At 38.4% G+C, this 24,506-nt stretch carries 15 protein-coding genes; 13 read left to right on the top strand and 2 right to left on the bottom strand.

Going from position 1 to position 24,506, the window contains the following annotated elements; translation table 11 throughout:
- The first annotated feature begins 129 nt into the window (after positions 1-129).
- The 5 genes from RCG17_RS02830 (at position 130) to RCG17_RS02810 (ending at position 14,155) form a co-directional block, all read left to right on the top strand.
- Entirely contained in the window at positions 130-8,202 is an 8,073-nt protein-coding gene (locus RCG17_RS02830) for a glycoside hydrolase family 94 protein (protein WP_308173762.1), read from the top strand.
- 279 nt (positions 8,203-8,481) lie between these two features.
- On the top strand, positions 8,482-9,501 hold the full coding sequence (locus RCG17_RS02825) for a ferritin family protein (protein ID WP_308173761.1): 1,020 nt from the start codon (positions 8,482-8,484) through the stop codon (positions 9,499-9,501).
- A 95-nt stretch (positions 9,502-9,596) separates the two neighbouring features.
- Complete coding sequence (locus tag RCG17_RS02820) at positions 9,597-11,414, top strand: ferritin family protein (RefSeq protein WP_308173760.1); 1,818 nt, start codon at positions 9,597-9,599, stop codon at positions 11,412-11,414.
- Positions 11,415-11,541: 127 nt separating this feature from the next.
- Positions 11,542-13,455, top strand: coding sequence for a XylR N-terminal domain-containing protein (locus RCG17_RS02815; protein ID WP_308173759.1), 1,914 nt, complete (start codon positions 11,542-11,544; stop codon positions 13,453-13,455).
- A gap of 115 nt (positions 13,456-13,570) precedes the next feature.
- On the top strand, positions 13,571-14,155 hold the full coding sequence (locus RCG17_RS02810; protein WP_308173758.1) for an HAD-IA family hydrolase: 585 nt from the start codon (positions 13,571-13,573) through the stop codon (positions 14,153-14,155).
- Between the two features lie 54 nt (positions 14,156-14,209).
- Here the strand turns inward: RCG17_RS02810 and RCG17_RS02805 are convergent, their stop codons facing one another.
- Complete coding sequence (locus RCG17_RS02805; protein WP_308173757.1) at positions 14,210-15,673, bottom strand: S8 family peptidase; 1,464 nt, start codon at positions 15,671-15,673, stop codon at positions 14,210-14,212.
- A gap of 490 nt (positions 15,674-16,163) precedes the next feature.
- Between RCG17_RS02805 and RCG17_RS02800 the strand changes: the two genes are divergently transcribed.
- From RCG17_RS02800 to RCG17_RS02785, 4 genes are all read left to right on the top strand, one after another.
- On the top strand, positions 16,164-17,429 hold the full coding sequence (locus tag RCG17_RS02800; RefSeq protein WP_308173756.1) for an aromatic ring-hydroxylating oxygenase subunit alpha: 1,266 nt from the start codon (positions 16,164-16,166) through the stop codon (positions 17,427-17,429).
- Between the two features lie 17 nt (positions 17,430-17,446).
- Positions 17,447-17,944: an aromatic-ring-hydroxylating dioxygenase subunit beta gene (locus RCG17_RS02795; RefSeq protein WP_308173755.1), complete on the top strand. Its 498-nt coding sequence runs from the start codon at positions 17,447-17,449 to the stop codon at positions 17,942-17,944.
- Between the two features lie 12 nt (positions 17,945-17,956).
- Complete coding sequence (locus RCG17_RS02790) at positions 17,957-18,880, top strand: VOC family protein (protein WP_308173754.1); 924 nt, start codon at positions 17,957-17,959, stop codon at positions 18,878-18,880.
- Between the two features lie 236 nt (positions 18,881-19,116).
- Positions 19,117-19,620: a hypothetical protein gene (locus RCG17_RS02785; RefSeq protein WP_308173753.1), complete on the top strand. Its 504-nt coding sequence runs from the start codon at positions 19,117-19,119 to the stop codon at positions 19,618-19,620.
- 39 nt (positions 19,621-19,659) lie between these two features.
- On the opposite strand, the gene RCG17_RS02780 is transcribed toward RCG17_RS02785, so the two are convergent.
- Complete coding sequence (locus RCG17_RS02780) at positions 19,660-19,803, bottom strand: hypothetical protein (RefSeq protein ID WP_308173752.1); 144 nt, start codon at positions 19,801-19,803, stop codon at positions 19,660-19,662.
- A 251-nt stretch (positions 19,804-20,054) separates the two neighbouring features.
- Between RCG17_RS02780 and RCG17_RS02775 the strand changes: the two genes are divergently transcribed.
- The 4 genes from RCG17_RS02775 to RCG17_RS02760 all read left to right on the top strand — a co-directional run bounded on the left by RCG17_RS02775 (position 20,055) and on the right by RCG17_RS02760 (position 24,505).
- Positions 20,055-21,005, top strand: a complete 951-nt coding sequence (locus tag RCG17_RS02775; RefSeq protein WP_308173751.1) for a ribose-phosphate diphosphokinase — start codon at positions 20,055-20,057, stop codon at positions 21,003-21,005.
- A 259-nt stretch (positions 21,006-21,264) separates the two neighbouring features.
- On the top strand, positions 21,265-22,137 hold the full coding sequence (locus RCG17_RS02770; protein ID WP_308175758.1) for a DMT family transporter: 873 nt from the start codon (positions 21,265-21,267) through the stop codon (positions 22,135-22,137).
- Positions 22,138-23,121: 984 nt separating this feature from the next.
- Positions 23,122-23,550, top strand: coding sequence for a hypothetical protein (locus RCG17_RS02765; protein WP_308173750.1), 429 nt, complete (start codon positions 23,122-23,124; stop codon positions 23,548-23,550).
- Positions 23,551-23,647: 97 nt separating this feature from the next.
- Positions 23,648-24,505, top strand: a complete 858-nt coding sequence (locus RCG17_RS02760; protein WP_308173749.1) for a dimethylarginine dimethylaminohydrolase family protein — start codon at positions 23,648-23,650, stop codon at positions 24,503-24,505.
- Position 24,506: the final 1 nt, after the last annotated feature.

Raw genomic sequence — 24,506 nt, 5'->3', positions numbered from 1 at the left:
GTCTTCCGTAGGGATGGCTCTTTTTTTATGGTATTTGGATAACGTAAAAATTTAAATAGAAAGTCGAAAAATGTATGAAATTCCTCTCCCTTGGGAATATTTTCAATGTGTACCATAAGGGAGGAGCTTATGATTTTAAATAACGAAGAATTACAGACTAGGGCTCATGAGTTCGCCCTGATGCATGAAGCTAGTTCCACAAAAAAAGTTCCGAAACCATTTTGGCCGGCATTTAGGTCGGACTTGGCAAGTCTGCATGAATTTGCTGAACAATTACAGGCCGGAAAACCAATATGTACTCAGCCCGCAGAGGATTGGCTGCTTGATCACATTAATTTTATTGAGACACAAGCTCAAGTAGTTGTTCGTGAAATGCCCCGTGCAGTCCTTAAAAAGCTGCCTCGATTAAACTCAACGGGTATGCCAAGAATATACGAACTTTGCAGTGATTACCTCGAACATGTAGGCGGGAAATACGATAGTCATTCTTTTGAAGAATATGTAATGTCCTATCAAGAGGTTTCGATCCTTAAAGATGTGGAATGCTGGGCACTCATTAATGCAATGAGGGTTATTATTATAAGGCGATTGGCTGTAGTCATGAGGGATGTTAGGAATCGCCATAACGTGTGTCATAAAATCACTTCCATTTTAGATCAAATTGGTTCAAAAAATATGTCTGCTGACAAAATTCGTGCTGTATTAGAACGAGAGGCACGAGAAAACCCACTCGGGCCAGTTGAAATTGTACATTTTGTCCAACATTTAAGAGAATGGGAGCCAAATATTCAAATTGTACATGACTGGCTTAAAGCGTATGTGGAAAATAGCGAAAAAAACCTTGAACAAATGGTATCACTGGAACATCAGCTTCAAGCTGAACTTCAGGTAACATGCGGTTACCTAGTGCAGAGCCTACATTTGATCGAACGGTTGCCATGGCGGTTGACCTTTACAAAAATATCAAAACTTGAAAAAATATTGCTATCTGATCCAAATCATGATTTTGAACAAATGGATTTAGCGAGCAGGGACCTACTCCGCAGCCGTGCTGCAAAAATTGCCTATCAGCTGAATGTTCCGGAAACATTAGTTGCACAAACGGCAATAAATCTTTCAAAATCCAATAAAACGAGCGATATCTTGCAACCCCGTGAAGCTTGTTTAGCATATTACTTACTGGATCCGCACGGGATTAACCTATTACGAAAGGATCTATGTCGTTCGACTCGCCCACGAGTGCTGCCACAGGTGGCTGTACTCAGAAGACCATCAGCTTCGTATATAATCGGTACCATTATTTTGTTTGCAGCTTTAATGTTATTGGCTGGTCAATGGGTCTCCTATGGTATTTCAATAAGGGCATTATCGCAGGTGGCTATCGTTTTAGCCCTTCTTTTACCTGTAAGTGAATGGACGATCACGATCATACATGATCTGATCGTTAAATGTTGTAATCCTACCATTCTTTTGCGGTATGATTACTCCAAAAAACTACCTGCAGAAGCAGCTACGATGGTAGTAATGCCAATTATTTGGTCAAGTATTGAAGAAGTAGAGGATGTTGTCGATCGGTTACTTGTTCATTATTTAGCAAATCGGCAGGACAACATTTATTTTGCGATTTTAGCAGACTTTGCAGATGCAAAATCTGAGGTTATGCTGAACGACAAGGAAATTGTGACCTATGCAGAAAAACGAATAAATGAATTGCGTAAAAAGTATGGTGAAAATAAATTTTTTCTATTTCACCGAAAACGCCTTTACAATTCAGTAGATAACATTTATATGGGCTGGGAGCGGAAAAGAGGTAAACTTGTTGAGTTTGTTGAGTTAATCAACGGAAACAAACAAACAAGTTTCTCAATCATAGACGGAGCGGCAGAGATTCTGCCAACCATCCGCTATGTGTTTACCACTGACCACGATACACAGCTTCCAATTGGCATTGTCGGCCGTTTAGCGGGAACCATTCATTTCCCATATAATCGTCCACGGTTAAATGCTGAGGAAACAAGTGTTGTGGAAGGATTTGGAGTCCTTCAGCCTAGAATCGGTTCAAGTTTTGAATCTACTCAAAAATCACGATTTTCAGCACTTCTTTCAGGAAAGCCAGGGATAGATCCATATGCCTTTGCTGTTTCCGATGCCTATCAAGATCTTTTTGGCCAAGGGATTTTTGTTGGTAAAGGGATTTTTGAAGTAGAGGCATTTCAAAAAACCCTTGTAAACAGAATTCCAGATTTTCACGTCCTAAGCCATGATTTACTGGAAGGTGGTTTTCTAAGGGCAGGATTAACTTCTGATATTGAAGTGGTAGAGTCACATCCAGGGACAATCTATGCATACCAACAAAGGGCACACCGTTGGATACGTGGAGACTGGCAGCTGATTAAATGGCTGGGCAGAAGCTGTAAGGATCGCAATGGTGAAAGCAAGAAAGTGGGCTTATGTGGATTAACTCGCTGGCAAATTATCGATAATTTGCGCCGTAGTCTGATGGCCCCTGCACTTTTCATTACAGCCATTCTCGGTATAGATACTCTCCCTGGAAGAGGATGGGTATGGGAAACGATTGTAATGATTACAATCTTTTTGCCATTTTTGCGGGACATTCTGGCCGTAGTTTTTGGTCAAAACTTAAATAGTTTGGCCACAAGTTTTAAACAGTGTTTTCTAATGCTTTTGGCACTGCCGTTTTCTACTATACTTTCACTAGATGCCATTATCAGAACTCTCCATCGCATATTTGTCAGCAAGAAAAACCTGCTTGAATGGGTTCCATCTGCAAAAACAGATCGCCGTTCTGCAAATGGCAAAGTGTTTATGTACGAGGGAGTCGGATATATCGCTGGAATAATTTTTGTTGCGGTTTGTTTGTTAACTGGTGGGGCATTTGGCTGGTTCATTGGTTCAGTTGGTCTAATACTGTTACTTTTGGCAAAGCCGATTTTTCAACAATTTAATAAACCACAAAAGTCTACTGCCCATGAATGGCTGGGAGATGCTAGTTCTGAACTTAACGAACTTTCCTTAAAAATTTGGTCGTTTTATGACCGCTATGTTACCGAACAGGAATCGTATCTTCCGCCGGATAATGTACAATATCATCCAAGTCCAAAGGAAACCATTGCACATCGCACTTCGCCAACCAATATAGGGCTCTATTTGGCGTGTGTCCTAGCAGCGCGAGATTTGGGGTTTATTGGCACTGCTGAAATGTTAAAAAGAATTGGTGCTACACTCGAAACGATTCATAAAATGGAAAAGTGGAATGGACATCTATTAAATTGGTACGATACATGTTCTGCCAAACCCCTTTTTCCTAGGTACGTTTCAACAGTTGATTCCGGAAATTTCATCGGCTATTTAATGGTTGTTCGCCAAGGGCTGCTTGAGTTAGGCGAGCAAGAGTCGGGATTTGGAAAAACAATCAATGAGCTTGTTCTTGAAATTGATCAGATTATTGAACAAACCAATTTTGAATCATTGTACAATGCCGACGAGCGATTGTTTTCACTCGGGTATCATGTAGATACAAACAGGAAGGATACAACTCTATATGATTTACTTGCATCGGAGGCAAGGCAGGCAAGTTTTGTAGCTATTGCGCTGGGACAAATCCCAGCCTCACACTGGTTTTCGTTAGCCAGGACGATGAGTTTATCGGAAAAACATAAAATCTTGTTATCTTGGTCAGGCACGATGTTTGAGTATTTAATGCCAAGTCTGATTATGAGGACATATCAAAATACGATCTGGGATTCTACTTACCGAGGAGTTGTGAAGAAACAGCGTAATTATGCTGAAAAATATCAAATCCCGTTTGGAATCTCAGAAAGCGGTTACTTTGCGTTTGACTATCAACTGAACTATCAATACCGTGCATTTGGTGTTCCGGGAGTTGGACTAGACCGCGGATTGGGTCAGAACCTTGTGGTTGCACCATATGCAACCATTATGTCATTGCCTTTTGCAGGGAATGCTGCTCTTGACGCTTTGCATCAATTTGAAAAATTAGATGCTAAGGGTGAATTTGGTTTTTTTGAAGCAGTTGATTTTACAACAGGAAGAATGCCAAAAGGTGAACGGTATCAAGTAATAAAAAGTTATATGGCACACCATCAAGGGATGAGTATGTTAACCTTGGCCAACCTTTTAACTGAGGAAAAGATGATTAAAAGGTTCCATGCCGATTTGCGCGTTCGAGCTGCAGATTTATTATTACAAGAACGGATACCAGAAAAAATAACCTTCATCGAGGAACCGATTGGTCTTAAAAAACCATTCCCTGTCTTTGAAGGACCTGTAACCCATTCTGAACGAACATTTACTGGCCAAACATTGGTACCTGAAGTAAATGTATTGTCAAACAGCCGTATGACAAGTATCAATTCTACCAATGGAACAGGGATGTTAACTTGGAACGGTCTTTCCATATCAAGATGGATCGAAGACCCAGTAGTAGATACATCTGGTCCACTCATTTATTTGCATGACGTTACCAAAGACGATACTTGGAGTATAACGAGATTTCCTTGTGAAAATGTCCAGGATGGGAAGTCAACCTTCCGTTTAGATCATACCGTCTATGAGGGAACCTATCATGATATCACATCCGAACTTGAAATTACGGTATCTCCTGATATAGATGCGGAGGTGCGGCGGCTTAAGGTAGTTAATAACAGTGATGAAGAACGAATCCTAGAGGTAACCACGTTTCTTGAATTAGCATTAGCAGAGCCTTCAGCGGTTAATGCGCATCCAGCATTTAGCAAATTGTTTATTGAAACAAGCCATGAGGCAGATGCACAGTGCTTGCTGGCCAAAAAAAGGAGACGTGAGGATGAGGAACAGGAGGCATGGGCAGTTCATTCTGTATATGTTGAGGGTGATGAAAGTGGAGATTATGAATTTGAAACCGATCGGGCAAAATTTATCGGTAGAGGTTACTCTCTTCAGAAACCAAAGGCAACCCATTCGCGTCTTCGAGGCTTAGTTGGGTCAGTTGTAGACCCTGCTTTCATCATGAGACGGAGAATTCATTTACCGCCAAAAGAATCAGTAATTGTTTTCATTATTACTGGTGCAGCAGAAAGTAAGGAAAAGGCACTGGACATTATTCAACAGTTACAATCGCCGAATCGTGCCGAAAGAACATTTCATATGGCGTGGGTTCGCTCACAAATTGATCTTCGCCACAGGCATCTAACGGGGGAGCAAGCAACAGTCGCTCAAATGCTGGCGGGCAGACTTCTCTTTACGCCGCCACTTTCGGCATTACGAAGTGAAGCAATCGAAAAGAATAAACTGGGTCAATCATCATTATGGTCGCATGGAGTTAGCGGAGATGTTCCTGTTGCGATGGTAACAATTGATCATCTCGCTGATTTACCCTTTATCGTTTTATTAGCATGTCAACATCAATACCTATGTCTATTAGGGATGGAAGTTGATCTTGTAGTCCTGGATGAAACAATCGGCGGCTATCAAGATCAGCTGATGAATCTCTTAAGGGATCAACTAGCCGCAAGAGGCATGGTGGACTTGAAGCGAATCATTGCTCTGAAAGCAGAACACCTTTCAGAGGAAGAACGAATTTTACTCCGTGCAACAGCACGTGTTGAATTAAAGGCTAGTGGTCCAAGCATCAGCGCCCAATTGCGCATTGAAGAGGCTTCGCAAAATGGACCGAAAAAAGTGCCGACGGTCATCAGAAAAGCGCAACGAGGCCAGCAAACATCAAATCCTAATCTAGAAAGAGAATTTTTCAATGGTTGGGGTGGTTTTGTTGAAGATGGTCAAGCCTATCAAATTTTAGTTCAACCGGGTGCCTATTTACCAAGACCTTGGAGTAATGTAATTGCGAATCAACGTTTTGGCAGCTTGATCACAGATTTTGGTACTGGCTATACCTGGTGGCAAAATTCACGGGAATGTAAGCTGACACCTTGGACAAATGATCCTGTCCTTGACCAGCCTGGAGAGTGCATTTATTTTCGAGATCTTCAGACGGATCAAATTTGGTCAGCAGCCCCTAAACCTGCTGGGGACCAATTTACGTACCTTGTGACGCACGGGAAAGGCTATAGTCGGTTTGAACAGTTAGATGGGGATGTAGTCCACAAGATGGAAGTGACTGTTCCACTTAATGATACTTTGAAAATAATCAAACTAAATTTGCGTAATTCAAGTAGAGATCGAAAGCAAATAGCGGTTACCTATTATGCAGAATGGGTTTTAGGGGTAACTCGGGAAATGCAGGCACCGTACATCGTTAGTGAATGGGATGAAGATCATCAGGCCTTGCTTGCTCGTAATGCTTACCAAGAAACTTTTCGTGATGCAATCTCTTTCATGCACATAGCCAGCTCTGATTATAGTGGACAATTGGCGTATACCTGGACAGGTGACCGCACAGAATTTATTGGTAAAGGTGGAACATTAAACTTTCCTGCAGCCCTTTTGAAAAAAAGTCTTTCTAAACGGGCAGGTACTTTTTCAAATACTTGCAGTGCCTTGCAAACAATAGTCGATCTTGATGCAGGTGAAGAGGTCACATTAACATTATTGATGGGTTGTGAAACATCAAAAGAAGAGGTATTTAGGTTAATTAACCAATACAGTCAACCATCATCCTTTACTAATACGATTTCAAGTGTAGATCAATATTGGCAAAAAACACTCGGTCAGATACAAATTAAAACACCAGATCGGGCAATGGATATTATGATGAATGGCTGGCTCCTCTATCAAACACTCGCCTGTCGTTTATGGGCAAGAACCGCTTTTTATCAAGCAGGAGGGGCTTTTGGATTCCGTGATCAATTGCAGGATTCACTTGCATTTTTACATGTAGATCCAGCGATCACAAGAAAACAAATACTCATCAATGCCGCTCACCAATATCAAGAAGGGGACGTACAGCACTGGTGGCATCAAGAAACAGATAAAGGAATTCGTACTAAATTTTCAGATGACCTGTTATGGCTACCCTATACAGTATCACGATACATTGAACAAACAGGAGATAAAACGATTCTTGATGAAATAGTTCCATTTTTGCATAGTGATGTGCTCAAAGAAGAAGAATTGGAACGATACGAAAATACGGTAGTATCTGAGGAAACAGGTACACTCCTTGAACATTGTTTACGGGCCATCCGTCATGGGTTGAAGTTTGGTGAACATGGAATTCCATTAATGGGGATTGGCGATTGGAATGATGGAATGAGTCGCATTGGTGCCAAGGGACGTGGTGAAAGCGTTTGGTTAGGCTGGTTCCTTTTGGATATACTCAAGCGATTTATCACACTCGGAAAAGAGACAATTTCTGATATTGTAATTGAACAATATGAACAGGCGGTGCATGATTTAGAACGGAATCTTAACCGAAATGCTTGGGATGGATCGTGGTTTCGCCGTGCATTCACTGATACTGGCGAATGGATTGGAACAAGTAAGCATCAGGAATGTCGTATTGATGCGATTGCACAATCATGGTCGGTTATTTCTCAAGGAACCGATCGAGAGCGACAGCAAAGAGCGATGTTCTCTTTTGACCGAGAACTGGTTGATCGCGAATTAAATCTGGCCCGTTTATTAACAAAACCGTTTAACCGCTCTAAACCAAGTCCTGGGTATATTCAAGGCTATCCTCCTGGAATTCGTGAAAATGGCGGACAATATACGCATGGTGTCATTTGGGGGATTGTCGCATGGGCGATGTTAGAACGACATGATAAAGCATTTGAGTTATTTTCAATGCTAAACCCGATCAATCATACTCTAACTTTCCGAGACGTGCAGATCTATGAAAATGAACCATTTGTTATGTCAGCAGATGTTTATACGGCGAGTCCACATCAAGGCAGGGGCGGGTGGTCATGGTATACAGGTGCAGCAGGCTGGATGTACCAAGCTGGTTTGGAATATGTATTAGGAGTGAAGCTTCATGAAAATCAGCTTTCCATTCAACCTTGTGTTCCAGCTGATTGGAAATCGTTCAGCATTGACTATCGGTTCGGGAAAACAATTTATTCTCTTGAAGTTTATTGCCAGCATGAGCATGGTGTTCCCGTTAAATGGGTGGTTGATGGAAAAGATGCAGAAACGCAGCCATTCCTGGAACTTGTAGATGATGAAAAAACACATCAAGTTGAAGTATATATTGGAAAGCAGCGTACAAGCACTGTCGGATAACATTATAAAAAAAGGAAGGCCGAAATAAAAATCGGCCTTCCTTTTTTGGCTGCTGAGAAAAGATTACTCTGGTTCAGATCAAAATTTTCCGCATTTTTAATACAGTATTTATCAAAAAAACCAAAGATTTTTGCACTAGATTAAAGTGAAGAAATTTAGGAAAATCAAAATTGTTAGAAAATTTAAATAAATAAAGAAACATAATGATCAGCTGAGAACTTAAGCAAGGAAATATGTAAGCGTTAACAATATGAAATACAAGAAAACGGAGGAATTCTTATGACTCAACCGCAAAATCAAATTGAAAGGATTCGAAAACAACCTTGGGACTGGAAAACAAAAAATGAGTATGAAGTGGTAACGGTAAGACAGCAGCCATATCTTCATGGACACTACCGCCATATTTTTGATGAACGTGATTATGACATTTACGACCCACGGTACACAAGATTAAAAAGTTCCAATTGGGAGACGTTCAGGGATCCTAAGAAATTTTGGTATACAACTTATATTCGTGACCGTAAGAAACTCGCAGAAGAGGTAGAGTCAGCTTTTCAACTAGTATCAAATTTGGAAATCATTGAATCTCTCTCTGAAAATTGGGTCAATGCAGTTCGGGATATTTATACACCAATGCGCCATTTAGAATATGGTGAAAACGTGCAAATGCAATATGTAATCCGATATGCACTAGGGACAGCCATTGAACAATGTGCGACATTCCAAGCTTATGACAAAATTGGCAGAGCCCAATGGATTTCCACATGGGCGATGAATATGCAGGAGCATCACGGCGAGTTTTTGCAGTATGGGAAAGATGTATGGACGAGAGAACCAAGTTATCAGCCGCTTCTGAAATATGTGGAAGAAATCTTGATTACAAATGACTGGGCTGAAGTATTAGTGGCACAAAATTTAACGCTCGATCTGCTACTTGGAAACTTAATGTATGTTCATTTAAATGAAAAAGCAAAACAGGTTGGTGACATTCATCTTGCCAGTCTCAACCTGCAGATTGACAAGCAAAATAAATGGCATGCGGATTGGGCGTTTGCGTTATTTGATGTACTGGTTAATGACAAAGCAACAAGCAGATGGGATTATTTAAAATCGCTTGGCTACGAGGAATGGCCTGGTGATTACCGCTGGGGCCGTACATTAACTGATCCTCGCGAAACACGGAAGAAACGATGGCAAACATCGAAATCGTTCAGGAATGGGTTGATAAGTGGTATCCGAAAGCCTATGAAGCGGTATTGGCACTTCAGCCTTTATTTGATAAACATAATCTTCAAATGAATATTGCTGATTTATTGGACCAGATAGAATCAGAAATAATTGAAAAGAGATATGAGAAATTGGGGATATCTATTTGTAAATAAGGAGGACAAGCAATGAGTATTTTATTAAATACAAAATTAAGTTCAAGGCAAAAATTTGAAGCTCAAACGAGAGATTTAATGTGGGACCCGCAGCATTTTGATATCAACAAAATCTATCCATTGATCGAAAAAGAAGGTATTCACCTTAAAGATCCAAAAAAATGGGAAGATCCATTTAAAGTTACCTACAACCAATATGTAAAAATTCAATCTGAAAAAGATTCGATTTATCATGCTGTAGCAAATGCCTTTGAAGCCAATCATGGTCATGCAAAAGTAATTGATGCCCGCTGGTACGAAGGGGTTAAAGCATTTGCAGTTGCCGTTCAGCCTGCTGAATATCAAGCACATCGCTTAATGGCCTATATTGGACGAAATATTCCAATTGAACAAATACGTTTTGCAACATTTGCGCAGGCGATTGATGAATTGCGTCATGCGCAGATCGAACTTAAGCACTACGCTCATATGAGTCACTATTATGATGGACTGCATGCCTATGCCCAAACAAATGAAAATCATTGGTTTAATACGGTTCCAAAGTCATTCTTTGACGATGCATTAACAGCGGGACCATTTGAAGCGTTAATGGCTATTTCCTTTTCATTTGAATATTGCTTTACAAATATCTTATTCCTGCCATTTGGTGCTTCTGCAGCTGCTGTTGGTGACGAACATTTTGCTGCTGTTGGCAAGACAGTTCAGTCGGATGAAGCTAGGCATATGGCATTAGGGATGACAGCCTTAAAAATGCTCTTAGAAGAAGACGACCGTAATGTACCAATTATTCAAAAGTGGCTTGATAAGTGGTTCTGGAGAGCCTACCGAATGTTTTCGGTTGTTGCCGTTCTAGTAGATTATTATCCTCGCATTCGCCCAATTTCTTGGAAAAAAGCATTTGAAATTTATATTGAGGAACAAGTTTTCAATGGCTTATTCAGGGAACTAAGAAAATATGGAATCCGCCTGCCATTACATGCAGAGGATGCAATAAAGGAAAAAGAAACCTATTCCCACACAACGATGAGGATTCTCGATCACTATAAACACGCTAATATGTTTAGAGGATTTAAATTACAAGAAGATGATTACGAATGGTTATCAAACGAATATCCTAAGTTCGATCAACATTATGCAAAATATTACAGAAGACAGGGTGATCAAGTCTTGGCTGTACCAAGTCCTGGTATCCCTTCGGTTTGCAGGGTTTGCCAAATCCCGCTTGAATTTGTTAATCCAGATGATCCAACTAAATCATGGACACAGTATAGTGAACATAATGGACATATTCATATGACTTGTTCACCAGGATGTAAACATATCTTTGAACAGGAGCCAGAAAAGTATTTACAAATGTGGTGGCCTGCAGAAGCATATGTAGGCGGTGAGTTTGGCGAAAATATGCCGTTCGATTTATTTAAATACCTTGGATTCAGTCCGAAGAAGCCGGCGAGCATTACTCATCTGCTGATCGGAAGAGATGGCTTGAATATCGGCAGGCATTGCATATGGATAAGAGATTTAGTTAAAAGGGAGAATGATAGAATGCTATATTTACATGATGAAAATAATTTACTAGTCAGCGTTGTCCCTAGAGATTTGACAGGCGGGGAGATGTGCCTAACTTACATTTCAATTCGGGCGAATTATAACATGACTGGAAAAGAATTGCTGGATTTGGCACTGGAAACGTGGAATCTTAAGGATAACGGCAGGGAATATGGTCTTGTTACAATAAGACCGGAAGGAGAAGTTTCTGTTCCGCTTGAACAAAATATTAAAGAATTTGGCCTCCACAATGGCTCGCCATTGCAAATTGTCGCATGCTAAAAACGATGATTACCCTCACAATATCTTGTTGTGAGGGTAATGTTTTGAATATTGATAAAATTCAGCGAATTACTCCCAATAAAGATATAGTATAATTAAATATATATATAAGTGGGGGTGGCAGGATATGTTGAAAAATAATTTGGAAAAACAATTAAACATCGTTCAATCCAATAATGGAACTCTTTTTTATAATAATCAAAGAATGATTATGACACCCTCACATGGAATTGGCACACTTCGTAAAAATTTGATTGAAACAATTGGTACCGAAAGAGCCAAAACCTTTCTAATACAATACGGATGGAATTTGGGAGCAAGTGATGCCGCATTAGTGATGGAACAAATGAAGGGGGCCCCTCTTGAGGAAATTATCATGGAGGGTACAAAAATTCATACGTTGATGGGGCATGCAGATGTTCAAGGGAAAATTATTGAGCTTGATCCGGAAAACAAACGGTTCCATATTGAAGGGATATGGGAGAGTTCCTATGAGGCACAAGAACATATCCGCTTATTTGGCTTTAGCAAGGAAGCCTCCTGCCATATATTGGTTGGTTATGCCAGCGGCTATACATCAGAGATACTGGGAACGAAGGTAATTTATAAAGAGCATAGATGTCAGGCAATGGGACACTCATCATGCAAGTGGGAAGGGAAAACCCTAAGTGATTGGGGAGGACAAGTTGATGATGAGTTGGGTTTTTTCAAAGAAAATAATATGATTCATGAGTTAGAAAAAGCTTATGAACAGATTGTGATCGAGCGTGATAACCTGGATCAAACCTTTGATTTTCATAAAAAATTAATGGAATTAATTATGCTTGGAAAGGACTTATATTCCATTGCAGAGATGGTCAATGATTTTTTAGGGGTGCCAATTGTCATTTCAAATCAAAATTGGCGTACTCTAGCAAAAGTAGGGTTAACGCAAGTGGAAACAGAAGAATTATATCAGGATGTAAACATATGGTTTGAAAATCATCTGAAAGATTCACAGAAGCGGAATAAACGCATCAAGGATCCTGAGATTTTTTCTACCAAACTTTTATCATATGCCAAAGGCAACCATTATCTCGTTTCACCGATCATTGTTAGGCAAAAGCTTGCAGGATTTTGTACGTTAATTTTAAAATGTGAGGAAATTAAAGAAATATACGGAATGATTTTAGAAAAAACGGCGGCCTCCAGTTCTCTTTATTTATTAAGCCAACAGATTGCGATTGAAACAGAGCAACGTTCACGAGGATATTTTCTTGAACAGATATTAAGCAAACAATTAACAAAGGAAGAGATTCTTAAGTGGGGCTTCAATTTAGATATTAATTTAGAAGATTCCTTTTATATTGCGGTCCTCAATCAAGTAAAAAAAAATCAAAGGGTGATAAAAAAGGAACAGATAGAATTCAATGAAAAGCTGATCGGAACCCTCTCCATACTCTTTTCGAAAAAACAGGTCCGTTATTTAATAGGGCAAAGATCAGAAAATATTGTAATCTTAATCCAATCAAAAGGTATAGAGGAACAAGGCCTGGATATTAAACAATTTTTTACAGGGATTCTTGAAGATTGCCAAACAATGTATCGAATGAAAAAGTTTAAAGTCGGGACAAGCATGTGCGCAACGGCAATCGAAACAGCGTATTATCAATATGATGAAGCATTGGCCGCATTTCAGATGGCAAATCAACAAAGGCAAATCTTTTCCTTTCATGACCTTGGAGCGGTTGGAATTTTAATTCAGGCTGGCAATGAAAGCATGATCAATAGGTATATTGAAAATTTACTAGGAAAATTAATGGAATATGATAAGAAAAAGGGCGCAGAAACGGTAAAAACTCTTTATGTGTATATATCGAATGGCGGAAATTTTGAACTGACCTCTTGTTCCTTGGCGTTATCCATCAGTGGTTTGCGTTATCGTTTGCAAAAGATTGAATCTCTTCTGGAATCCGATATCCGAAACCCTCATGTTTATTTACAGCTTTATTTTGCCATTCAGCTTTTAATTGTTTACGGCATGATTGACATTGAATTATAACGTACCTCTATCCCCCTTCAGGCATGGAGGGGATTGTTTATGAGGAATTTGCTTTATTTACCTGATCATTTATACTTATAACTTGATTACGTCCATTAAGAAAAGAGGAATAGAAATGAACATCTTATGGGATTTTGACGGCACCCTTTTCGATACCTATCCAGCACTTGTTGAAGGATTCATACAACTAAGCAGACAAAATCTAGATCCAAGCGAAGTATTAACATGGCTGAAAAAAGATTCGAAAACCGCATTTAAGCATTATGGCATTAGCGAAGACAGGAGAGAGGAATATCGGGAGTTATACAATCGTTATGCTAAAATTAGCAGCACTCCTTTCCCTTTTTTAGAAGAAGCATTATCTTCAGTTGATCATAATATTATTGTGACACATCGTGAAAAGGATTCGACATTACTATTGCTTGAAAAATTCGACTTAAAAAAGTATTTTACTGAAATTGTTTCAGTTGAAGAAGAGGGATTTAAGAGGAAACCAGACAGCTCTTCATATGAATATGTCCGAAATAGATTCAATATTGATTTAGTGGTTGGAGATCGTGACTTAGATTTAATCCCTGCCAGAAAATTAGATATTAAAACGGCGGCCTTTGAAAATCGAAACATCCAAGCTGATTATTATTTCGATAGCTACAGTGATTTTCAGACTGCTGTCCTTGGACATTTTTCAGCAAATAAATAAACAAAAAGGAATCAACTTTTTAGAGTGTTGATTCCTTATTACTAGTTCAAATAGTTAGGTTTTGCAAACGAGTTGTAAAATAGTATCAGCCCCCGCTGTAATTGTAAAATTCCCCATATCAATAGGTGAATGTCCGGGTAATTCAACAAATATACGATAATTGCCGGGAATAAGGTTTTGCAGACGGAACATCCCATCCGTGTCAAAAGCTCCTTTTTCTGTGGGAACATTATTTCTTGTTTTGTATGCTGAAATAATCTTTCCATTCAGTCTCGCAGTGACAACGGTATTGGCGAGAGGATTTTCTAATGGATCTACAATTTGTCCATAAAAACACCCTCTATCGGATGTCTTCCACCAATTAAAATTAGGGGTTTTTGTACCTATGGAAAGGTTTAATGCATTTTTTGCATTTAATAATCCATAGCCAAAATAATGATTCCATTGCTTGCCTTTTCCATCAATTGGAACAGCAGACTGTTGAATCATTTGGATCAATTCTGCATTCCTTAAGTCGGGGTTAATGGCTAATAAAAGGGCAGCAAGACCGCTAACAAGAGGAGTAGCCTGTGAAGTTCCATGTAAAGAATCATACATTGGTAATCTATTATGGGTAGAATAAATTGGAGTAGTAGAAAGAATCGAGGTACCAGGGGCTGTTACACCAATGTTCATCCCCCAATTTGAAAATTCAGCCCGCTTATGGTCTTCGTTTACGGCGGAAACAGCTAACACAAAATTATATCCTGCAGGGTACTCGACTTGTTCGATTCCATCATTACCAGCGGCGGCAACAATCACAGCTCCCTTTTGCCATGCAAAGTTGATGGCACGTTGAAGGGCTTTACTAAATGGCGGTCCTCCGATGCTTATGTTAATAACTTTGGCGCCATTTAAGACAGCATATAAAACTCCGGCAATAATCCATTTGGATTGCCCTCCGTTTGGTCCGATCACTTTGATTGGCATAATTTTTCCAATGCTGACAGGTCTGTTTTTTGAACCAATTTTGTTATTTGTTACTCCTGCAATAATGCCAGCAACATGGGTTCCGTGGCCATTCACATCGCGATAGTCTTTTCTGTTTTTAGTGGTGAAATTAACTGGCTTTACAATGCGAGAAGATAAGGCAGGGTGATTAGAATCAATCCCAGTATCTAAAATGGCAATAGTAACATTTTGTTTCATTTGTTGGGCTACTACCCAGGCAGGTTCGTATTCCACCCGTTTCAGTCCCCATTGTCTATAAAAGCGGTCATTTAAAAAATTTGAAGAATGAGATTTTAGAATATTGTTTCCGCTAAAATAATTATTTTCCTCAATAAAAGCTACATGAATCGATGATTGATAATCAACTATTTTATTTTGTAAATCATTACTTGTTACTTCAACAACTTCCACATTAATTTCTGGGAATTTTGTAATAAACCTTCCTCCTAGTTTGTTGTGTAATTGACTCTTTTGTTCCTCAGATGTTTGAGGAACAAAACCAACCAGCAAACTAATATTATTTTCCACTTTACATCTCCCTTTAATGATGCAAATCCGCTTGTCCTGTTTACAATAAAGTATTCTGAAAAAGCGGATAAGGGACGGGCATATATACAAAAAAATTTATATTTTTGTATATATGCGATTTTTCAAGAAAATAAATGAATATTCAAATATTCGATGATTAAAAGTTATAAATATTTTATTGAATTTAATAATGAAAATACAATTATTTTCTATTTGACATTGAAATTCTCTAGCGAAAATAGCTTTTAATAAATGTTTTTTTTAAAAAAAGCCTGTTAATCGAGATTATTTCTATTAGACGGAAATTTTACAAGAGTGATATGCTTACATTGTTAATAAATTCTGAATATTTAAAGACTTTGGAAAATTAAACCTTCCTTTTAAGGCGGTGAGTGAAATGTAAGGGGTTACAGATTCTGCTAGGAGATTTGAGGGATGAAAGGCAGATATCTAAAATGGATGAACCAATTATATTAAAGAGGTGATGAAGATGGGAAAGAATTATATTATTGATAACAAAGAAGAATGCAAGTTTTTGGTAAACCGCAAAACGTTTGTTGATCCGGAGATTTTAGCAGAGGAGCAAGAAAAAATCTTTAGTAAGTGCTGGATTTATGTAGGACATGAATCAGAAATAAAAAATAGTGGTGATTTTCACACAAGAAACGTTGCTGGAAGACCAATTATTTTTACTCGTGATGACGAAGGATTATTTCATGTGCTATTAAATACATGTACACATCGAGGATCATTGGTCTGCCGGGGCGATAACGGAAATTGCAAAACATTTTTGTGTACGTACCATGCATGGTCATTTAAAACAAATGGCTCTCTAGTTGGTGTACCATTAGAAGCCAGTTATCCAAAGAGTTTTAACAAAAAAGACTACGGTTTACATGAGGTTAGAAGTGAAAGCTATAAAGGCTTTGTATTCTGTAATTTTGATGATTATGCCACTAGCTTAGAAGAATACTTAGGAGAAGCAAAACTGTACTTAGATTATGTTGCAGATCAGTCCGAGGTTGGCATGGAAGTATTAAAAGGAACACAAAAATATGCAATCAGGGCAAACTGGAAACTTCTAGGTGAAAATAGTATTGATGGTTATCATGTTGCTTATAACCATAAAACATACCTTGAATATTTGACGGATCAAGGCCAAGATGTTTCAAATGGTTTATATGGCCAAGGAAAATCATTAGGAAACGGCCATGCTGTTATGGAGTACGAAGCACCATGGGGAAGGCCAATTGCTAAAGCCCAAGCAGACTGGGATGAAGAAACGAAGGAACGGATTGCTGAGTTACGTGCGAAAATTGTTGAGCGGGTGGGAGAAGAAAAAGCCCATATGATGTGTGACGTCAGCAGAAACGTATGGATTTTCCCTAACTTAATTATCAATGACATCATGTCTTTAACGATTCGAACATTTAATCCAATCAGCCCTGACTATATGGAAGTAACAGCATGGGCAGTAGGTCCAATTGATGAAAATGCACAAGAAAAGGAGCATCGTTTAGATACGTTCTTAACTTTCCTTGGACCAAGCGGCTTTGCAACACCAGATGATATTGAATCATTAGAAACAGCTCAATTAGGTTTTAAAAATACAATTAATGAAGTTAAATGGTCTGATATTTCAAGAGGAATGGACCGCGAGATTTCACCAACTACTGATGAAAAACAAATGAGGGCATTCTGGAGAAAGTACAATGAGTTAATGCAGGCTAAAGCTGAAAAGAAACAACTTATTTAAAAGAGGAGGCGCCAATTATGACTATATCCCAAGAAGAAAAAGTTACCCAGCAAACGGTTGAACAGTTTTTTTATAAAGAAGCAGATTTACTGGATTCGTGGAAATTAGACGAATGGTTTAACTTAATGACAGAAAACTCTACTTACTCTGTTCCAACAACAGATAATAATGATGGAGATTACAAAGAATCCCTTTACTTTATCGCAGATGATTACCATCGATTAAAAGCTCGAGTAAAACGGTTAAGCAGTAAATTTTCACATGCTGAAAACCCACGGTCACGCACTCGCAGATTTATAACCAACGTTCAGATTCTTAATGAAGCCGATGGTAAAATAGAAGTGACAGCCAATTTTATCGTATACCGTATGAGATATGGCTTTACTGACGCTTATGTAGGGAAGTATTATTACACATTAGTAACCGAAAATAACGAAATAAAAATTCAGGACCGCAAAGCAGTTCTGGATATTGAAGGATTAAGACCGCATTCCAGAATCAGTATTATCTTATAAGGAGATGTAAAGATGATTCGCTACAGTAAGCTAGGCTATATTGCATTAAATGTATGCGATCTTGAAAAATCCTGTGACTTTTATGGAAGACTGCTTGGCTTGGAAAGGGTCGAGTCCGATGTTCCGAATACTGCTTTTTTCCGTTCAAGCCGTGACCATCATAATCTGGTTCTTACACAGGGGACTAATCCAGGATTAAATCGAATTGGCCTAGAATTGGAAACACCAGAAATGGTAGAAGAAACATTCGAATTTTTTGCTAGGCTTGGATTGAATCCTGACGTGGTTTCGCTGAAAGAGTTGGATATCCTAAAACAGGCCAGGACATTCAGAGTGGTGGACCCTTTAGGCATAACCTATGAATTCTACAGTGATATGGCCCAAATGCCATTAGAATATGAACCAACTGTCGCTGAAATCCAAAAATTAGGCCACGTCGTGTTAAAAACACCTTATGTCGAAAAAGCGATTAAATTCTACAATGAAGTGTTCAATTTTGTGGTTTCCGATTATTTTGGCGGTACAGGATTGTCTGAAAAGGCTGGTGCCTGGTTCAGATGTTTTCCGGTTCCATACCATCATTCATTTGCTGTTTTCCAAGGCGAAGAAACCGGTTTTCACCATTTGAATTTTATGGTTTCGACAATCGACGATATCGGCAAAGCCGTCAATCGTTTTAAGCAAAACGGTGTTACAATCGCAATGGGTCCTGGCAGACATGCTCCATCAGGCGCAATTTTCTTATATGTTTTAGATCCAGACGGCTTTACAGTTGAATACAGCTTTGGCATGGAGGAATTCCCGGAAGTCAATCCCCGCAAGCCAAAATATTTAGCAGTTGAACCTGAAACCATTGACCTCTGGGGCGGCCAGACCGCTGATCATAGGATGGCATCTCTTGGCGTAATCGAAAGTGCCGTACCAGATAAAGTTTAATAAGATACGTTTATTATAGCATAAGTTAATAATATATTCATAGTGCAAATATAAACAATAGTAGGAAAATTATAAATTTATGGCGGTTGGTGAGGAAGAAAAGAATAAACTTCTTCACCAACTTTTTTAATATTGTTTAAAAAAAGTTTCAAGTTGAGTAAAATACATATATTACTATTAATTTGTTTAAGTGTAAGGCTAGTAAATTGTTTATGTTTGTGAAATGAGGAAGACGAATGGTAAGTGTAAAATCTGTAAAAATCGATGGAGAAGAGATCCATATTTTTAAAAGTATGATTTATATTTTTGAATCAAACTCAAGATTTACATTAGAATTGGACATGATTGTCAGTGAAATTGTTTTAAAAAGATATAAAAATGAAGAAACATTAATCATTGAAATAGAGTTGGATGGTGGCAGATTAATCAGTTCAATCATGAATGTTCATTTCTTATCTGGAAGATTACCGCAAATGAATGCTTTTATGGATGTAGAGGACCCGAATGAGTATTTAGAATTACAGAGAATCAATGAAAATAACAGCATATTTCCCGATTTAGATGAAGGCATAACAATAGAAGAGATTAGAAAAGTAGAAATGCCAAATGAAAAGGTCACACTAAAGTTAAATTTACCGATCGATCAAGTAGAGTGGCTTAAAGAGCAAAAAGCCCGAGAGTTAAATGAAATTTTCAAAGAGTTAATTTATAATTATTGGAGTAAACGGAGCGAAAAGTGATTTGGGCCCAGAATACGGACCCTTTTTTTGTGGTGATGTTTATCCATTTATCCCTTGGAGCCATTCTTGATAACACTCATGGCACAGTGTTTCTTCTCTTTCATTGTTGGTTACATGAAAGGTTACAAGGTGGATTTCGTTTTCTTCGATATCATTTGAACAATAGAAACATTTATGGCCCACGACAAAACCTCCTGAATTTGAACAAGTATATTTAGTTTTGAGCGAGTCCAGATTTTTTATACTTTAGAAAATAAAAAGATCAAATCCAAAATTATATAAAATTTACAGTGAATACTGCGACAATGTTATTGTATTCCAATAAGAAAAAGATCCTGGTACTTTAAGACAAGTCACAGGACGTGACAGTATCCATTTATTTTTAGTACAATAAAATAATGGATAAAGGAATTAATAAAGGTGGAGGCCAAAAGGTGACATATCAACTAAAAAATGGTTTTAAATTGTTTACATTAAATTCTAATAAAGAATTGGCAAACGAGATGGCAAATCTTTTAGGCTGTGAACTGGGGAATTGTTCTGTCTCTCAATTTAGTGACGGAGAAATCCAAATTCATATTGAAGAAAGTGTCAGGGGCTGTGAAGTGTATATCATTCAATCTACTTCAGCACCAGTCAATAAACATATCATGGAACTTCTTATTATGATTGATGCCATGAAGAGGGCTTCTGCCAATAAAATCAATGTTGTCATCCCCTACTTCGGATATGCACGTCAGGATCGAAAAGCACGCTCCAGGGAACCAATTACAGCTAAACTAATGGCGAATCTTTTTGAAAATGCCGGGGCAACTCGAGTCCTAACAATGGATCTTCATTCTCCGCAAATTCAAGGTTTCTTTGATAAACCCGTTGAACATTTGTTTGGGTTGCCAATTATATCGGAGTATTTTGAGAAAAAGGGCTTGGAAGACGTTGTTATTGTGGCACCACATAATGGTAGCGTAGTACGAGCAAGAAAAATGGCGAACCTTTTACATGCTCCTATTGCTCTGATTGATAAACGCCGATTTGAAGCAGATGGTGCTGAAATCACCTATGTCATTGGTAATGTTGAAGGGAAAAATGCCATTATCATTGACGATTTAATTGATACTGGCACTACGATCACATTAGCTGCAAAAGCTTTAGCCGAAAATGGGGCAAAATCCATTTATGCAGGCTGTACGCATCCAGTTTTCACTGATCAGGCAATAAGCAGAATCGAGTCGTCCCCGATAAAAGAATTAGTTGTAACGAATACCATTGAACTGCCGAAGGAAAAAATGATTGAAAAGATCACATGTATATCAGTAGCACCATTACTAGTAGAAGCAATTGATCGAATCCATAACGAAAAAGCTGTGAGTCCTCTGTTTGAGTAAAAATTGGTGTTGGATTAAATAAAGTTTTTAAGCAAAGAGCCTGAGAATTCAGGCTCTTTTTTCTCTACTTATCAGATTGAAACAGAAAATAAGGTTTTATAATTTTTAGAATTATGATACTTTTATTATTGTACAATAAATGGGCGGTGAAACATTGAATTATGTAGAAGCAAACTCAAAATTAATGGAGAAGTCAGAAAGTAAGGCTTCTGCATCTTTTAATTCAAGTCAGAAATTTAATCATTTCAAAGGACTTTCGATGGTGCTGATCGGGGCAGTACTATGGGGGATATCCGGGACTGCTGCCCAAGTATTATTTCAACATTTTGGAATTAGTCCAGAATGGCTGGTCACAGTCCGAATGAGTGTTGCCGGACTTTTAATGCTTATGGGTATTACGGTTACATCAGGCATAAAATATACATTTTCTGTATGGAAAGACAAAAAGGATGCTCTTAAACTAGTGTTATTCGGAATCATCGGTCTACTTGGTGTTCAATATTCCTATTTTGCAGCAATTAACTACGGCAATGCAGCCACTGGAACGATTCTTCAGTATATGGGGCCGGTCTTTATTACGATCTATGTTGCATTGCGTCTGCGGAGGATGCCACAAGTTTCACAGGTAATTTCGGTATTTCTTGCGATTTTTGGAGCATTTTTGCTTGTTACAAACGGTGATTTTCATCGTTTCTCAATCTTACCACTGGCTGTATTTTGGGGAATCATTTCAGCGATCACTTTGGCATTTTATTCGCTTTACCCTAAAGGCCTATTGCAAAAATATGGTGCGGCACTCATCTCAGGCTGGGGAATGCTGATTGGCGGTATCGGTATGGGATTCATTCACTCGCCATGGAATTTTTCAGGCCAAAATTCATTACCTACATGGCTGCTTATCAGTTTTGTGGTTATTTTCGGAACCCTTATTGCGTTTTATATTTATATTGCAAGTTTAAAATATATTTCTGCAGCTGAAGCAAGCGTATTGTCCTGTGGGGAGCCACTCTCAGCTACCATTATTACCGTTGCTTTTTTACACGTCCATTTTGGCTGGGCCGCTTTATTGGGTGGGTTAAGTATTCTCGTTACAGTCACCATTATGGCTAGAAAAGGACCATCAGAAAAATAAATAAAACATAATAGGAAGCCGCTCTAAAAAAGAGCGGCTTCGCAGATTGTCGAGAAAGGGGTATTTTCTCGGCATTTTTTTACCAGAATTTAAATACTAAGTTTTTTGAATGGTTCCTGCAAATGGGCCTGTTGATTTCCTCTCCGGTCACTCGCTTTCCGCGGGGAGGTCCTTGAGCCTCCTCGGCGCTTTGGCGCCTGTGGGGTCTCAAGTGACCTCTTGATCCCGCAGGAGTCGAGTGCCCTCCGCTCCAATCAACAGGGTGGTAAATCAACCAGTTGTATTGCAACACACTTTTTATCTAACTTTGCTAAGTGTGTTGCATACTTTTTTATATTTGGGCAGTCTGTAACAATTTGGACAAACATATAAATCTCATTTTTGAAAATAAATCAGTAGTAAAGCAATATCGTCTATGAGCAATTACTTCTAAGATATTTCGGTCCGATAGCCACTTGCAAATAGGGCTAGTGAGGTAACCTGAATCATGAGCAACAGCAAATCATAGAGCAATGAGATACTGGGTCCTTGTTCATTTTCCTTTAATCCTTTGGATTAAACATTGGTTTCACCATTTTTTTGATTTATTAGTTGAGCTGAAGAACTTTATTGAAAACACTCGTTGATTGGCGTGGAAGGCACGAAGACTCCTGCGGGAGTACGGGGCTGGGGAGACCCCACAGGCGCTTTTCGCGCCGAGGAGGCTCCACGGCACGCCCGCGGAAAGCGAAGTGCCTGGAGCGCCAATCAACAGACCTGTTTAACAGCCTATACTTCAAAACTATTACACCATATTAACTCAGTGAGTTATTAAAGTAATTGAATAAGATGATGGGCTGCCGATTTTTTCGACAGACTGGGAAGTTGCTCAAAAAATGAGCGGCTGCGTTATTTATTCATCATATATGTACCAGAAATAATGAATAAATAAAAGATTAGATGCTAAGCCTTTTAAGTAAAGAAAAAATGGAAAGGAGAGGGAAGATGTTATCTTTACGGGGAGATGCTCATAGACTATTTATTCAACTTAAAAGGCACTCAACAAGCAATCAAGAATTTAAATACATGAAACGTCTTTGTGAAATCGAAAAAATACAGGAATTTTACAATTCAATTAATAGTAATACGTTGAGACAAGTTTATTACTGCATGCTCAAAGAGAAAAAAGGATCTGGAATTATTCCAATTCTTGTTTCTTCTATCCCTTGGTTATTGCTTCTATTTTCAAAACAACTACAGGATTATCTTTTTCGAGAGGGGAGTATTCTATGGATTGTATTTGTTATTGTCTATATTATTATTATCACCATAAGTGTTATTCTTCACTTTCGGGAAAATTCATGGGCATCCGTCCATATCGAAATTATTCAGGACATATTAAAAGATCGGGAAAAGCAATATTCAAAGAAATGAGAGCCAAGACACTAAATAAGTAAATAGTCATCCGAATTCTCTCATGCAAATATATAAAATTGTTTAGGAAATGATACTAAAAAAAGGAGGTAAATGCATGGCAGACAGCCCTGGGACAGATAAAAAGACTTTTTGCATGAGCGAATATGATACGTTAAAGCGAGTTATTTTATGCCAGCCACAATATATGACAATACGTGAAGTTATAAATGAAACACAAGAATATTTTAAAGACGAAGGAATACATATTGAACGAGCTCTCCTTCAACATGGGGAATTTGTAAAAACCTTGCAGGATCATGGAATCGAAGTTATTTTACTGCCGTATCATAAAAAATATCCAGAACAAGTTTTTACTCGTGATATTGGCTTTACGTTGGGTCAAACAATCTTTGTTGCTAAAATGGCAACGGATGTTCGCGGGGGTGAAGAGGATGTTTTAAAACAATGGCTCGAAGATGAAGAAATCTCTTATTATAATTTAGCAGAGGAAAGAATTGAAGGCGGAGACGTGGTAATCGATCAAGAAAATATATATGCGGGGCTAAGTAATCGAACAGATATGAAAGCAGTCGAACAGTTGCAACGTCTATTAAATCAATTCAATGTCATCGCTATTCCATTTAAAGAAAAATATCTTCATCTGGACTGTGTTTTTAATGTTGTTTCACCAGAGGTGGCACTAATATATCCAAACGCCCTAACCAAAAAAGACATCGACTTTTTTGCATCCCGTTATGAATTAATTGAGGTTTCAGAAGAAGAACAATTTCAGCTAGGCACAAATGTACTTAGTATTGGAAATAAAAGGTTATTCAGCTTGCCAGTTAACAAGAATGTAAACATGCAACTACGCAATCGAGGCTTTGAAGTGATTGAAGTGGATATTACTGAAATTATTAAATCTGGAGGATCTTTTCGGTGTTGTACACTTCCGATTCTAAGGGAAACATGAT

Source organism: Neobacillus sp. PS3-12, from assembly GCF_030915385.1.
Classification (GTDB): Bacteria; Bacillota; Bacilli; order Bacillales; family Cytobacillaceae; genus JAEVLT01.
This window is presented reverse-complemented; position numbering and strand designations above follow the sequence as displayed.

Excerpts from the sequence above, each read along its gene's own strand:
- RCG17_RS02795 (WP_308173755.1), top strand. The coding sequence starts at position 17,447 with ATGACTATATCCCAAGAAGAAAAAGTTACCCAGCAAACGGTTGAACAG.
- RCG17_RS02760 (WP_308173749.1), top strand. The coding sequence starts at position 23,648 with ATGGCAGACAGCCCTGGGACAGATAAAAAGACTTTTTGCATGAGCGAA.
- RCG17_RS02830 (WP_308173762.1), top strand. The coding sequence starts at position 130 with ATGATTTTAAATAACGAAGAATTACAGACTAGGGCTCATGAGTTCGCC.
- RCG17_RS02815 (WP_308173759.1), top strand. The coding sequence starts at position 11,542 with ATGTTGAAAAATAATTTGGAAAAACAATTAAACATCGTTCAATCCAAT.
- RCG17_RS02825 (WP_308173761.1), top strand. The coding sequence starts at position 8,482 with ATGACTCAACCGCAAAATCAAATTGAAAGGATTCGAAAACAACCTTGG.
- RCG17_RS02810 (WP_308173758.1), top strand. The coding sequence starts at position 13,571 with ATGAACATCTTATGGGATTTTGACGGCACCCTTTTCGATACCTATCCA.
- RCG17_RS02785 (WP_308173753.1), top strand. The coding sequence starts at position 19,117 with ATGGTAAGTGTAAAATCTGTAAAAATCGATGGAGAAGAGATCCATATT.
- RCG17_RS02800 (WP_308173756.1), top strand. The coding sequence starts at position 16,164 with ATGGGAAAGAATTATATTATTGATAACAAAGAAGAATGCAAGTTTTTG.
- RCG17_RS02790 (WP_308173754.1), top strand. The coding sequence starts at position 17,957 with ATGATTCGCTACAGTAAGCTAGGCTATATTGCATTAAATGTATGCGAT.
- RCG17_RS02820 (WP_308173760.1), top strand. The coding sequence starts at position 9,597 with ATGAGTATTTTATTAAATACAAAATTAAGTTCAAGGCAAAAATTTGAA.
- RCG17_RS02765 (WP_308173750.1), top strand. The coding sequence starts at position 23,122 with ATGTTATCTTTACGGGGAGATGCTCATAGACTATTTATTCAACTTAAA.
- RCG17_RS02770 (WP_308175758.1), top strand. The coding sequence starts at position 21,265 with ATGGTGCTGATCGGGGCAGTACTATGGGGGATATCCGGGACTGCTGCC.